Annotated in this window: 12 protein-coding genes; 6 read left to right on the top strand and 6 right to left on the bottom strand. The window is 72.6% G+C overall.

Annotation, left to right across the window (positions count from 1 at the left end; all coding sequences use genetic code 11):
- Positions 1–250: 250 nt before the first annotated feature.
- Positions 251–841 carry a fasciclin domain-containing protein gene (locus ACFCV8_RS07540; protein WP_376684334.1) on the bottom strand — a complete coding sequence of 197 codons (591 nt, stop codon included), beginning with the start codon at positions 839–841 and terminating at the stop codon, positions 251–253.
- Between the two features lie 266 nt (positions 842–1,107).
- Entirely contained in the window at positions 1,108–1,719 is a 612-nt protein-coding gene (locus ACFCV8_RS07545) for a TetR family transcriptional regulator (RefSeq protein WP_376684335.1), read from the bottom strand.
- A 238-nt stretch (positions 1,720–1,957) separates the two neighbouring features.
- Here ACFCV8_RS07545 and ACFCV8_RS07550 point away from each other — a divergent pair, with 238 nt between their 5' ends.
- Genes ACFCV8_RS07550 through ACFCV8_RS07560 form a run of 3 tightly spaced genes read left to right on the top strand, consistent with a single transcriptional unit; the run spans position 1,958 to position 5,148 of the window.
- The gene (locus tag ACFCV8_RS07550) at positions 1,958–3,262 is read left to right on the top strand and encodes a glycosyltransferase family 4 protein (RefSeq protein WP_376684336.1); all 1,305 of its coding nucleotides are present in this window, start codon (positions 1,958–1,960) and stop codon (positions 3,260–3,262) included.
- A 60-nt stretch (positions 3,263–3,322) separates the two neighbouring features.
- The gene (locus ACFCV8_RS07555) at positions 3,323–4,078 is read left to right on the top strand and encodes a class I SAM-dependent methyltransferase (protein WP_376684337.1); all 756 of its coding nucleotides are present in this window, start codon (positions 3,323–3,325) and stop codon (positions 4,076–4,078) included.
- Positions 4,075–5,148, top strand: coding sequence for a prenyltransferase/squalene oxidase repeat-containing protein (locus ACFCV8_RS07560; protein ID WP_376684338.1), 1,074 nt, complete (start codon positions 4,075–4,077; stop codon positions 5,146–5,148). Before ACFCV8_RS07555 ends, ACFCV8_RS07560 begins: the two co-directional genes overlap by 4 nt.
- 112 nt (positions 5,149–5,260) lie before the next feature.
- On the opposite strand, the gene ACFCV8_RS07565 is transcribed toward ACFCV8_RS07560, so the two are convergent.
- Entirely contained in the window at positions 5,261–5,458 is a 198-nt protein-coding gene (locus ACFCV8_RS07565) for a hypothetical protein (RefSeq protein WP_376684339.1), read from the bottom strand.
- A 353-nt stretch (positions 5,459–5,811) separates the two neighbouring features.
- Between ACFCV8_RS07565 and ACFCV8_RS07570 the strand changes: the two genes are divergently transcribed.
- The 3 genes from ACFCV8_RS07570 (at position 5,812) to ACFCV8_RS07580 (ending at position 10,336) form a co-directional block, all read left to right on the top strand.
- A complete protein-coding gene (locus tag ACFCV8_RS07570) occupies positions 5,812–8,796 on the top strand; it encodes a BTAD domain-containing putative transcriptional regulator (protein WP_376684340.1) in 2,985 nt (994 codons plus the stop codon).
- Between the two features lie 147 nt (positions 8,797–8,943).
- Positions 8,944–9,510 (top strand): hypothetical protein, encoded by a 567-nt coding sequence (locus ACFCV8_RS07575; protein ID WP_376684341.1) that lies wholly within the window; start codon positions 8,944–8,946, stop codon positions 9,508–9,510.
- Between the two features lie 40 nt (positions 9,511–9,550).
- Positions 9,551–10,336 carry a maleylpyruvate isomerase family mycothiol-dependent enzyme gene (locus ACFCV8_RS07580; protein ID WP_376684342.1) on the top strand — a complete coding sequence of 262 codons (786 nt, stop codon included), beginning with the start codon at positions 9,551–9,553 and terminating at the stop codon, positions 10,334–10,336.
- 24 nt (positions 10,337–10,360) lie between these two features.
- Here the strand turns inward: ACFCV8_RS07580 and ACFCV8_RS07585 are convergent, their stop codons facing one another.
- The 3 genes from ACFCV8_RS07585 to ACFCV8_RS07595 all read right to left on the bottom strand — a co-directional run bounded on the left by ACFCV8_RS07585 (position 10,361) and on the right by ACFCV8_RS07595 (position 13,466).
- On the bottom strand, positions 10,361–11,371 hold the full coding sequence (locus tag ACFCV8_RS07585; RefSeq protein WP_376684343.1) for an LLM class F420-dependent oxidoreductase: 1,011 nt from the start codon (positions 11,369–11,371) through the stop codon (positions 10,361–10,363).
- A 124-nt stretch (positions 11,372–11,495) separates the two neighbouring features.
- Positions 11,496–12,326, bottom strand: a complete 831-nt coding sequence (locus tag ACFCV8_RS07590) for a hypothetical protein (RefSeq protein WP_376684344.1) — start codon at positions 12,324–12,326, stop codon at positions 11,496–11,498.
- A gap of 192 nt (positions 12,327–12,518) precedes the next feature.
- On the bottom strand, positions 12,519–13,466 hold the full coding sequence (locus ACFCV8_RS07595) for an N-acetylmuramoyl-L-alanine amidase (RefSeq protein ID WP_376684345.1): 948 nt from the start codon (positions 13,464–13,466) through the stop codon (positions 12,519–12,521).
- Positions 13,467–13,472 lie beyond the last annotated feature (6 nt).

The raw sequence follows: 13,472 nt of genomic DNA on the forward strand, positions 1-13,472 counted from the left end.
GCAAAAACGTCCGCTCTGAAGTGCACGCCAGAGCAGCCTTGAGATGCATTCATCCCCGGCGTGAACGCCAGGGCTTTCTGCAAGAGTCCCGGTAAGCCATGTCTTCCTCTCCATCGGTGCTGGTCATGGCCATGGTAGGAGGCGGCCTGTGATCCTTTCGGACAGAACGGTGAGGGGAATGTGACGAAAGAGCTGCGGTCCGGTCACTTCCCATGCTATGGAAGGCCGGACCGCACATACTGACGCCCCGTCAGGACGGCGGCATCAGAACGGTGTCGATGAGATTGATGTGACCGTTCGCGGTCTCGATGTCGCCACAGGTGATGGTGGCGGTGCCGTTGACCTTGTACTGCTCGCCGGAGCCCGTGGTCGTGAGCTTGGACCCCTCGACGGTGGTGAAGGACCCCTTGGCGAGGTCGGTGCGGGTGAGGGACTTGTCGACCACGTGGTACTCGAGTGCCTTCTTGAGCTGGCCGGTGTTCTTCATCAGCGAGTCGAGCTGGGTCTTGGAGAGCTTGCCGAAGGCCGCGTCGGTCGGGGCGAACACCGTGACGTGCTTGGTGTCGTTCAGCTTCTTGTCCAGACCGGCCTTCTTCAGGGCGTCGTGGAACTTGGAGAGGTCCTTGCTGCCGGCGATGGCGTCGCCCGTCTTCTTCTTGGCGGCCTCGGCGGCACTGCCCTTGCCCGAGGTGGGCAGGGCCGAGCAGCCGGTCCCGAAGGTCTTGGGCGAGTGGGCGGGCGTCGGCGAGGCGTCGGCGGAGGCCAGCGGTGCCGTACCGGCCAGGATCAGCGGCAGGGCGGCGGCTGCGGCGACGAGGGCGTGCGAACGGCGGATCTGCATGACGGTGGACCCTTCTGGAGGGGTCGGGTGGAGGTGGCGCCCGGTACGCCGTCCGTCACGTCCCGTATGCGTACGGCGGGGCGGGCGGCGCTGCGGGGAGTCCGCACGGCCCGGCCGCGGGACGGCGCTTCGGGCCTCTTCCCCTCGGGCCCGTGGTGCCCGGCCGCTCGTCGGGCCGGGGCGTGGCGCGCACCTTCACCAGGTTGGCAGCCCTCCCCGGGGACCGCATCCCGGGCGGGCCCGCGCCCGGTTCCCGCAAGGTGGCCTCAGGAGGCGTCCTCCGGCCGGGTCACGTCGATCAGGCGGCACACCGTCTCGATGTCTATCTTCACCTGGGCGATCGACGCCCGCCCCGACAGCCAGGTGATCAGTGCCGAGTGCCAGGTGTGCTCGATGACCCGGACCGCGGAGAGCTGCTCCGGCGTCGGGTCCTCCAGCTCCATCGCGTCCAGGATGATCGCCGTCGTGATCCGCGAGACGGTGTCCACCTCCGGGCTGACGCTGCGGTCCGCGAAGGTCAGCGCCCGCACCATCGCGTCCGCCAGGTGCGGCTCGCGCTGGAGCGCGCGGAACGCCCGCATCAGCGTGTCCGCGACCCGCTGTGCCGGGGCCTGCCCGGCCGGTGGGCGCTGGTGCAGCGTGGCGTGCAGGTGCTGGAGCTGGTCCTGCATGGTGGCGACCAGTAGATGGATCTTGGACGGGAAGTAGCGGTACAGCGTGCCCAGGGCGACCCCGGCGTCCTCCGCGACCTCGCGCATCTGCACCGCCTCGAACCCGCCCCGGCCGGCGAGCCGGGCGCTGGCGTGCAGGATGCGGCGGCGACGGGCCTCCTGGCGTTCGGTCAGGGGCGGCGAGGCAGGCCTGGCTTCCGCTGTCATGTGTCCCCGTCCCCATCCCTGGCTTCTGTCCGCGACCGGCGGGAGACGCTATCGGTCCCCGGGGGCGCACAGCATGCCAGCGCGCCCGGTCGTGGCGCGAATCACCTGATCCGGCCGTTGCACCGACGCTACCTGCCGGTAGATTCGTAGCTCATTGAACGATCCAGTCTGAAACTTGTTCTAGATTAGCGCGAGCGGCTACGCTCCGGCAGAAACGCAGTGATGAAGGGGGCCGGGTGTGACCGCTGAGGCCATAGAATCGGGCCCCCGCACAGGCGGCGGGTCCGGTGACCGCCCGTTGCGCATCGCGCTCCTCACCTACAAGGGCAATCCTTTCTGCGGCGGCCAGGGCGTCTACGTACGCCACCTCTCCCGCGAACTCGCCCGGCTCGGCCACCACGTCGAGGTGATCGGCGCCCAGCCCTACCCGGTGCTCGACGAGGGCGTCCCGCTCACCGAGCTGCCCAGCCTGGACCTCTACCGCCAGCCCGATCCCTTCCGCACCCCGGGCCGCGGTGAGTACCGGGACTGGATCGACCTGGCCGAGGTCGCCACCATGTGGACCGGCGGCTTCCCCGAACCGCTCACCTTCAGCCTGCGCGCCCGCCGCCATCTCGCCGCCCGGCGCGGCGAGTTCGACGTCGTCCACGACAACCAGACGCTCGGCTACGGGCTGCTGGCCGACCTCGGCGCCCCGCTCGTCACCACGATCCACCACCCCATCACCGTCGACCGTCAGCTGGAGCTCGACGCCGCGGCGGACCGCCGCCGCCGGGCCTCGGTGCGCCGCTGGTACGCCTTCACCCGCATGCAGAAGCGGGTCGCCCGCCGGCTGCCCTCGGTACTCACCGTCTCCGGCTCCTCCCGGCAGGAGATCGTCGACCACCTCGGGGTACGCCCGGACCGCATCCACGTCGTGCACATCGGCGCGGACACCGACCTCTGGTCGCCCGACCCCTCGGTCGCCGAGGTGCCCGGCCGGATCGTCACCACCTCCAGCGCCGACGTACCGCTCAAGGGCCTGGTCCACCTCGTCGAGGCGCTCGCCAAGCTCCGCGCCGGCAACCCGCGGGCGCACCTCGTCGTCGTCGGCAGGCGGGCCGAGGACGGGCCGGTCGCCCGGGCCATCGAACGGCACGGCCTCGGCGACGCCGTCGAGTTCGTCAAGGGCATCACCGACGCCGAGCTCGTCGACCTCGTGCGCGGCGCCCAGATCGCCTGCGTCCCCTCCCTGTACGAGGGCTTCTCGCTGCCCGCCGCCGAGGCCATGGCCACCGGCACCCCGCTCGTCGCCACCACCGGCGGCGCCATCCCCGAGGTCGCCGGCCCCGACGGCGAGACCTGCCTGGCGGTCCCGCCCGCCGACGCCGGTGCCCTGGCCGACGCGCTCGGCCGGCTGCTCGGCGACGCGGAGCTGCGCGCCCGGCTCGGCGCCGCGGGCCGTGACCGGGTGCTCGCCCGCTTCACCTGGAAGCAGGCCGCCATCGGCACCGCCGCCCTGTACCGCGAGGCGATCGCCGCCCGCTCCGGCGGCCGTCGCTGACCCGGCCCCGTACCGCCCGCCCACCCCGACCCACCCCCTCGACCGCGAAAGCAGGCACCCGTGCTGACCGTGGACTTCACCCGCTTCCCGCTCGCCGCAGGTGACCGAGTGCTCGACCTGGGCTGCGGCGCCGGACGCCACGCCTTCGAGTGCTACCGGCGCGGCGCCCAGGTCGTGGCCCTCGACCGCAACGGCGAGGAGATCCGCGAGGTCGCCAAGTGGTTCGCGGCGATGAAGGAGGCCGGGGAGGCCCCCGCGGGCGCCACCGCCACCGCGATGGAGGGCGACGCGCTCAACCTGCCGTTCCCCGACGCCTCCTTCGACGTCGTGATCATCTCCGAGGTGATGGAGCACATCCCCGACGACAAGGGCGTCCTCGCCGAGATGGTCCGGGTCCTCAGGCCCGGCGGCCGGATCGCGATCACCGTCCCGCGCTACGGCCCCGAGAAGGTCTGCTGGACGCTCTCCGACGCCTACCACGAGGTCGAGGGCGGCCACATCCGCATCTACCGGGCCGACGAGCTCCTCGGTAAGATGCGCGGCGCCGGGCTCAAGCCGTACGGCACCCACCACGCCCACGCCCTGCACTCGCCCTACTGGTGGCTCAAGTGCGCCTTCGGAGTGGACAACGACAAGGCGTTGCCGGTGCGCGCGTACCACAAGCTGCTGGTCTGGGACATCATGAAGAAGCCCGCGGTCACCCGGGTCACCGAGCAGCTGCTCAACCCCGTCGTCGGCAAGAGCTTCGTCGCGTACGCGACCAAGCCCCACCTCCCCGCGGCCGCCGCCCAGGACCCGACCGAGGCCGAGGCGTGACCGTACCCGAGCAGACCGAACACCTCGTCCTGCCCGGCGTCCTCACTGCCGAGCAGGCCACCGAGACCGTCGCCGCGCTCCTCGCCGCGCAGCGCGAGGACGGCGCCCTGCCCTGGTTCCGCGGCCACCACCTCGACCCCTGGGACCACACCGAGGCCGCCATGGCCCTGGACGCGGCCGGTGAGCACGGGGCCGCCGCCCGCGCCTACGACTGGCTGGCCCGGCACCAGAACCCGGACGGCTCCTGGTACGCCGCCTACGACGACGGGGACCCGGACCGGCCCACCGACCGCTCGCTGGAGTCCAACTTCTGCGCGTACGTGGCCGTCGGCGTCTGGCACCACTACCTCGCCACCGGCGACGACGCCTTCGTCGACCGGATGTGGCCGACCGTCTACGCCGCCGTCGAGTTCGTCCTCGGGCTCCAGCGGCCCGGCGGCCAGATCGGCTGGAAGCGCGAGCCCGACGGCACCCCCGTCCACGACGCGCTGCTGACCGGCTGCTCCTCCGTCCACCACGCGCTGCGCTGCGCCCTGGCCCTGGCCGAGCGCCGCGAGGAACCCCAGCCGGACTGGGAGCTGGCCGCCGGGGCGCTGGCCCACGCGATCCGCGAGCATCCGGAACGCTTCCTGGACAAGAGCCGCTACTCGATGGACTGGTACTACCCGGTCCTCGGCGGCGCGATCACCGGCGAGGCCGCCAAGGAGCGCATCGACGCCGGCTGGGACCGCTTCGTGGTCCCCGGCCTCGGGGTGCGCTGCGTCGTGCCCAACCCCTGGGTGACCGGCGGCGAGAGCTGCGAACTCGCCCTGGCGCTCTGGGCGGTGGGGGAGTCCGACCGGGCGCTGGAGATCCTCCAGTCGGTCCAGCACCTGCGCGCCGAGGGCGGTATGTACTGGACGGGGTACGTCTTCGAGGGCGACCGGGCCTTCTGGCCCCAGGAGCTCACCACCTGGACGGCCGGTTCCCTGCTCCTCGCGGTGGCCGCGCTCGGCGGACACGAGGCGACCACGGCGGTCTTCGGCGGCGAACACCTCCCGCGCGGCCTGGAGCCGGACTGCTGCCGCTGAGCCGGGTCCGGCGACCCGGACGGCCGTCCCGCACCGGTCCCGGCGGCGTACGGGGAAGCGGCGCGCGTTCCACCGCTTCCCCGCGCCGACGCCTACCTTCGCGCGGACACGCCTACGCCGGGGTGCTGAGCACGGCGTACAGGGCGTAGAGCACTACGGGGAGCGCACCCACGAGCCCTGTCACGGCCGCGATCGCCGAAGGCAGTCGCCTGTTGGACCTCAGTGACCTGATGAGGTATCCGACCAGTACGAAATAGGCCAGAGTGACCACGACTCCGGCCCACAACATGGGTGCACTGATTGATTGCATGACAATGCTCGTTCTCCCTATGACGGTGCCCAGTCCGGATCTGCTGCGCGGACCAACAGGCAGGCCATAGGCGGCCCTTGGCAGGGGCCGACCCGTCCGCCGTCCGTAGCAACGGGACGACGGTAGCTCAAAGTCACTTGACCGAGCTAGAGTTGGCGGAAATCGCAGCACGAATCGATCGGCCGTCACGCCGGGCGGGCAGGGCCCGGGATGCCACTCCCGGGGGCCCTGCCTCGGCGCAGCCCCGGACTGGGCAAGTCACAGAGTGCGATGCGTCGATGGTCGCAGATGTCGATAAACGATCCATACACGTCTGCTAAACGACTTGGTAGGCTGCCGAAAGGGGGGCAGCCATGGACGTCGTGCGACAGGTGCTGGAGCATCGTCCCGTCGCGTCGTCCGGGAGCGCGGCGCCCGAGGGCGTGGCGGCACTGCGTTTCAGCGTACTCGGCCCGGTGCGCGTGTGGCGGGGAACCGAGGCACTGCCGACCGGATCGCCACAGCAGCGTGGCCTGTTGACCGCCCTGCTGCTGCGCGACGGCAGCACGGCGACCGCGGCCGAGCTGATCGACGCGTTGTGGGGCGACGAGCCCCCGTCGCAGGGGCTGGCCGCCGTACGGACCTATGCCTCCCGGCTGCGCAAGATCCTTGACCCCGGTGTCCTGGTCAGCGAATCGGGCGGCTACGCGATCCGCGGCCTGCCCGACGGATCCTTGGACCTGACGGTGGCGCTGGACCTCGTGGATCTCGCGGAGCGGGCCAGGGCCGACGGGGAGCCGGGCCGGGCGCGTGATCTGCTCCGTGAGGCACTGGCCCTGTGGGACGGCGAGTCGCTGTCGGGGGTGCCGGGCCCGTACGCGGAATCCCAGCGCGGCCGTCTGGAGGAGTGGCGCCTGCAACTGATCGAGTTCCGGCTGGACATGGAGCTCGTGCAGGGCCACCACGCGGAAGTCGTCTCGGAACTCACGTCGCTGACGGCCGCGCATCCGCTGCGGGAGCGGCTGCGGGAGCTGCTGATGCTGGCGTTGTACCGCAGCGGCCGCCAGGCGGAGGCGCTCGCGGTGTACGCCGACACCCGGCGGCTGCTGGCGGACGAGCTGGGTGTGGACCCCCGCCCCGAGCTGACGGAGCTGCAGCACCGGATCCTGCGGGCGGACCCGACCTTGGCGGAGCCTGCCGCTCCGGAGCCCGCCTCGCCGGTGGTCCCCGTCCGTCCCGCCCAACTCCCGGCCACGGTGCCCGACTTCACGGGTCATGCGGCGTGCGTGGAGGAGCTGGGGGAGGTGCTGGCATCGGCCAACGGCCGGGTCATGGCGGTCGCGGCGCTGTCGGGAATCGCGGGCGTCGGCAAGACGACGCTGGCGGTCCACGTCGCTCACCGGGCACGCCGGGAGTTCCCCGACGGCCAGCTCTACATCGATCTCCAGGGCCCGCAGGCGAGAGGGGCGGAGCCCGGGACGGTCCTGGGTTCCTTCCTGCGCGCCCTGGGTACGCCGGACGCGGCGATCCCCGACTCCCTGGAGGACAGGGCGGCGCTGTACCGCTCGGTCCTGAACGGCCGGCGGGTGCTGGTGCTCCTGGACAACGCGCGTGACGCCGCACAGGTGAGGCCGCTGCTGCCGGGCGCGGAGGGATGCGCCGCGCTGATCACGTCCAGGGGGAACCTGGGCGACCTGGCGGGTGCCCATCTGGTGGACGTGGACGTGCTGAGTCCGGCGGAGGCACTGCGCCTGTTCACGAGGATCGTCGGCAGCGAACGTGTCGCCCGCGAGCGCACGGCGGCGCTCGACGTCGTGGCCGCGTGCGGATTCCTGCCCCTGGCGATCAGGATCGCGGCGGCGCGGATGGCGGTGCGGCGGACCTGGACCGTTTCGGTACTGGCCGCGAAGCTGGCGGACGAGCGGCGGCGACTGGACGAGCTGCAGGCCGGGGACCTGGCGGTGAAGGCCGTCTTCGAGGTGGTCTACGGGCAGCTGGAGCCCGCGCAGGCACGCGCGTTCCGTCTGCTGGGACTGGCCGACGGACCGGACATCTCCCTGTCGGCCGCCGCGTCCGTGCTTGGCCGTTCCGAGGACGACACCGAGGAGCTTCTGGAGGCCCTCGTCGACACGTCGATGGTGGAGTCGGCGGCACCGGGCCGTTACCGGTACCACGACCTGCTCCGCCTCTACGCACGTGGCTGTGCCGAGAGGGACGAGGAGGCGCCCGGCGAGCGGGCGGCGGCCCTGTCCCGGCTGCTCGACTTCTACCTGGCCACCGCGGTGGGTGTGTACGCGCTGGAGCGGCCCGGCGACCGCCTGATCGAACACCTGGCGCCGACCGAGGGCGACGGGCTGGTCTTCGCCGACCGCTCCGAGGCGCGGGACTGGCTGTTCGGTGAGGCGAGGGGACTGCTGTCCGCGGCCCGGCAGGCCGCCCGGACGGGCGAGTCGCGCAAGGCGGCCGATCTGCTGCTCGCGGTGCGGGACCTCGCCGAGTCCGGCAGCGAGTTCACGCGCTACGAGTCGGTGGCCACGGCCCTGCTGGACGCCGCCGTGGCCGCCGGTGACGAGCGGACCGAAGGTCGGGTGCGGGCGGCGCTCGCCCATCTGTACCTCCTCGTGGGCCGGTTCCGGGAGGCGGACCACGAAGCGGGTGAGGCGGTGCGGCTCGGCGGTGCGACTGGCGACTCCTGGACCACGGGCGACGCGCTCAACAGCAGAGGCGTCATCGCGCTCTACCAGAACCGGCACGGGGACGCGGAGGCCCATCTCTCCCGGGCCGTCGAGTACTTCCGCGCGCTGGGCGACCGCCCCGGCGAGGCCGCCGCCCTGGTCAACCTCTCGCGCGTGCACCTCGCGACCGGCCGGACCGCGAGCGCCATCGCGCTGACACGGCGGGGCATCGACATCCACGACGCCATGGGCAGCGCCCTGCGCGGCGCCAACGGCCGCTACGCGCTCGCCCTGGCCCTCACCCGGAGCGGTGAGCTGGACGCCGCGCGCGCATGCCTCCACGAGGCGCTGGACGTCTTCCGGGACAGTCGCCAGAGGTTGTGGGAGGGCATGGGCCTGTTCCGGCTGGCCGAGGTCGACCTCGCCGCGCGGCACTTCGCAAAGGCTGCGGCCCACGCGGAGGAGGCGCTGGTCACGCTGGACGGAATCGGCGGGGAGTGGCGTCGGGGCACGGTGCTGACCGTGCTTGGCCACGCGCTGTCGGAACTGGGCCAGACCGGCCGTGCGGTCGCTTCGTGGAACGAGGCGCTCGACATCTACGAGCGGCTGAACGCCGCGGAGGCCGAGACCGTGCGCGCGTTGCTCCTCGAAAGGCAGCCGTGCCGGACGCACGGGGGCGCCTGATCCGGGGCGGAACCCCGGCCGGCGCGGGACCCGGACGGCCCGCCCCGGGTGGCACCGGCCCGCGGGCCGGGTGAGCCTGGCCGGAGGTGGCCGGCAGCGGCCACCCGTCGTGGGGCCGCCCCGAGGCCCCGGCCAGGGAGGCCCGCCGTGCCCAGTTCCGCCGCGACCGGTCCGGCGCCGGTCCGCCGTCTGTTCGTACCGCTGCTGCTGTCCGGCACCCTGCTCGTGGGGGCCACCGCCTGCGGCGGGAGCGGCGGCGGCAGCGCGAGCGGTTCCGCCTCGCCGAGCGCCACCTCGTCCGCCCAGGCGCAGAAGTTCGCCAAGACCCGGTTCGTCACCAACGCGGGGCTCGCGGCGGGGGCGGCGTACCAGTGGATCGTGAAGCCGTACCGCGCGGGCAAGTTCAAGAAGGGTGCGGACGGGCGGACCTTCGCCCTGGTCAAGGCCGGGCTCGCGGGCGGTTTCACCTACAACCGGCTGAAGGCGGCGACGGACAACGCCAAGGGCGATCCGCTGCTCTCCAAGGCGGTCGCCCCGCTGACCGCGGGCATCGAATCGCTCAAGGGCCTCGGCAGCAAGCTCCGCAACGGCCAGGCGGGCGCGGGCGACATCGGCACCTTCGAGAGCGTGATCAACGGCATCAAGTCGGCCGGCAGCAGCGCGGGCGCCGAGGTGAAGGACAAGGTGCCGACCACCGCTCAACTCGGCGGATAATCACGGGTGTTCAACGCTCCGTCATGCTTAGGGTACGGGTATGAGCTCACTCACGCACGACCGCTACTGCGACGAGATCATCAGCCGGACCGAAGCCTTCCGGGCCGCACTCCGCGGCGCCGACCTCTCCGCCACCGTGCCGACCTGCCCCGACTGGGACCTGCGCGCACTCGCCCACCACGTGGGCCGGGCCCATCGCTGGGTCGGCGAGATCGTACGCACCCGCTCCACCGACGTCATCCAGCCGGATGCGGTGCCGAACGGCTCCCCAGCGAGCGAGGACGCCGCCGCGCTGGACGCCTGGCTGGCCGAGGGCGCGGAGGCGACCGCCGAGGCGCTGCGGGCCGCGGGCACGGAGGTGAAGGTGTGGTCCTGGGCCTGGGAGGGCAGCACGGGATTCTGGGCGCGCCGGATGGCCCACGAGACGATCGTCCACCACGCCGACGCCGCGATCACCGCCGGGACCGGGTTCGAGGTGGACCCGGAGCTGGCCGCCGACACGATCGAGGAGTGGCTCCAGATCGTCGACTTCGCGCGGACCGCGGGCACCGACCGGATCGCGGGCCTGACCGGTCCCGGCGCCGGAACCGGGCACTCCCTCCACCTCCACGCCACCGACGCGCCCGGCGCCGAGTGGCTGGTCGAGTTCGGCGAGGACGGCTACGCCTGGCGCCGCGCGCACGGCAGGGCGGACGTGACCCTGCGCGCCCCACTCACCGAACTGCTGCTGGCCTTCAACCGGCGCCTGCCCGTCGACCACGACGGGGTGGAGGTGATCGGCGACCGCGCGGTGCTGGACTTCTGGCTGAAGAACACCGAGTTCTGAGCGCCCGGCCGGGGCGCGGGCCGACTACGCGTTGAGCTCGGCCAGCACCCGCAGCGTGTGGGGGTCCGGTGCCGTCACGAGCAGGTCGGTCACCGGGCCCCGGCGCCACAGCTCCAGCCGCTCCGCGATCCGTTCCCGAGGGCCGACCAGCGAGATCTCGTCCGCGAAGGCATCCGGCACCGCCAGCACCGCCTCCTCCTTGCGCCCCTCGAGGAAGAGCCGCTGGATGCGCCGCGCCTCCTCCTCGAAGCCCATCCGTGCCATCAGGTCGGCGTGGAAATTGCGGGCCGCGTGCCCCATGCCGCCGATGTAGAAGCCGAGCATCGCCTTCACCGGAAGCAGCCCCTCGGCGACGTCGTCGCAGACCCGGGCCCGCGCCATCGGCGCGATCATGAATCCGTCGGGCAGGGCGTCGAGCGAGGCCGCGTACACATCGGTGCGCGTCGGCGACCAGTACAGCGGCAGCCAGCCATCGGCGATCCGGGTCGTCTGCGCGATGTTCTTCGGCCCCTCCGCCCCCAGCAGCACCGGCAGCCCCGCCCGCAGGGGATGGGTGATCGGCTTCAGCGGCTTGCCGAGCCCGGTGCCGTCCGGGCCTGTGTACGGGTGGGAGTGGAAGCGGCCGTCCAGCGCGACGGGGGCCTGGCGGCGCAGCACCTGCCGGACGACATCGACGTACTCCCGGGTCGCGGTCAGCGGGCTCCTGGGGAACGGCCGCCCGTACCAGCCCTCCACCACCTGCGGCCCGGACAGTCCGAGGCCCAGCATCATCCGGCCGCCGGAGAGGTGGTCCAGGGTCAGCGCGTGCATGGCGGTGGCGGTCGGGGTGCGCGCCGCCATCTGCGCGATCGCCGTGCCCAGCCGGATGCGGGAGGTGTGCGCGGCGATCCAGGTCAGCGGGGTGAACGCGTCCGAACCCCACGCCTCCGCCGTCCACACCGACGCGTACCCCAGCGCCTCGGCCTCCCGGGCCAGCTCCAGATGGGCGGGGTTCGGGCCGCGGCCCCAGTACCCGAGCGCCAGTCCCAGCCTCATGTCCGCCGCCTCCCGAGAAGTCTGACGCTGTGTCAGATATGTGACGCGGTACGGAGGGTACGGCAGCGGCCCCCCGCCCGGAAGGGGCGAGGGGCCGCTGACGTACTGCTGCGGGGCGGTCGGCTCAGCCGCGCTGGATGCCCGTCGTGTCCTGGAGGACACCGCGACGGCCGTCCTGGGTCTGGGCGACCAGGCCCGGACCGCGCTGCTCCACCGCGAGGTACCAGGTGCCCGGCGCCAGTTCGGCGATGGGCGCCGGCGAACCGTCCTCCCCGTACAGCGGGCGGGCCACCGGCACCGCGAACCAGAACGGGGTGAAGTCACCGGCCGGGGCGCCCGCGGCCGCCGCCTGCTGGGCCTGCGGCTCCGGCTGACCGGCCTGCGGCTGGCCGCCGTACGACGGCTGCTGCGGCTGGCCGGGCTGGCCGCCGTACGAGGGCTGCTGGCCGCCCGGGTAGCCGTACCCCTGGGGCTGGCCGGGCTGACCGGGCTGGCCCGGCTGTCCGCCGAACGGCGGCTGCACGCCGCGCGGGGCGGAGGCGCTCACCAGCGGGGCCTTGAGCGCGGGAACCAGCGGAGTGGCGACCGCGCCGCCCGCGAGCACGAGCGTGGCGAGCAGGCCGAGGATCTTGCCCGCGCCCGAACCGCTGGAGTCGATGACCGTCCAGAACGCCGTCCACGCCGCGAAGATGCTGAGCGCGGCACCGAACTGGCCGAGGTCGAAACCGGCGACCTTGCGGCCCGGGGTGGCACGGCTCACGATGATCAGCGCCGCCGCGATGATTCCGGCGAGGTAGACGCTCATCAGGAGCCCGAGCGCGTCCCAGGCATTCGGGTAGGCGGCGCAGCCGATGCCCGAAGTGCAGCTGGAGAGGTTGAGGAAAGAGGCGATGAACAGCACAACCGCTGCTCCGATCACCACGCCGTCGCCTCGAGTGAGGGAGCGGATATTCACGTGAAGGTCCTTAGTCGGTCGTCTCGTCGGGGCGGTCGTCGCTGCCGCCGGTCCGGGCACGGCAGGCACGGTGCGAAGCTCGGGGGAGGGCCCCCATCGTACGGATGAATCTATCGTCTGCCCGGACGGGTTGTGCCCTTGCCCGGAAGACGGACGCATATCCCCCCGGTTTCGCCGCAGAACTACCTCTTGCTACCCGCGGAGAAAGCTGCCGATGCCGTCCGCGATGCCCTGGGCCGCCTTCTGGCGCCAACCCGCACTGGTGAGCAGGGCGGCGTCCTTCGGGTCTCGCATATTGCCGCATTCGATGAACACTTTGGGCACGGTCGACAAATTCAGCCCGCCCAGATCCTTGCGGGTGTCCAATCCGGTATTGCCGCCGATGTAATTGGAGGGAGCGCTTCCGGTGGCACGGACGAAGAGCCCGGCGATACGGGTGCCGAGATCGCGCGAGGGCGCGACGATCTTCGAGGTGTCCGCCGCCCCGCCCCGCACCGGTCCGGGCACGATCACATGGAAACCGCGGTTGCCGACCGCCGAACCGTCCGCGTGCACCGACACCACCGCGTCGGCACGCGCCTGGTTCCCGATCCGGGCCCGCTCGTCCACGCACGGCCCGAACGCCCGGTCGTCGTCGTACGTCAGCACGACCTTCGCGCCCTGTGCCCGCAGCAATGTGCGCAGCCGGTGTGCGACGTCCAGGGTGAACCGGGCTTCCGCGTAGCCGGAGTTGGTCGATGTCCCGGTGGTGTCGCACTCCTTGCGGGTGGTGCCGATGTCCACCTGGCGGTTGATCTCACGGGTGTGCAGGTGGTTGTCGGGGTTGTGCCCGGGGTCGATGACGACGGTCCGGCCGGAGAGCGGGCCGGAGGGCGGCGGAGCGGAGGCGGAAGCGGCTTTCCGCGGCGGTGCCTTGGGCGGCGAGGTGTGCGCGGCGGGCGAGGACGCGGCGGCGGACGGGGGCGGGGTGGCGGAGGCGGAACCACCCGGCCCCGGCCCGGCGGCCGCGCCGCTCCCCTCCCCGCCCGCCTCGCCCGTGCCGCAGCCCGCGGCACCCAGCAGGCACACGGTGGCGAGCACGGCGGCTGCTGTCGGGGTACGGCGGCGGCGGGTGGGGGGAACACTCTCGTCGTACGGCATCACGCG

Origin of the sequence: Streptomyces sp. NPDC056347 (assembly GCF_042262625.1) — a bacterium.
Lineage (GTDB): Bacteria > Actinomycetota > Actinomycetes > Streptomycetales > Streptomycetaceae > Streptomyces.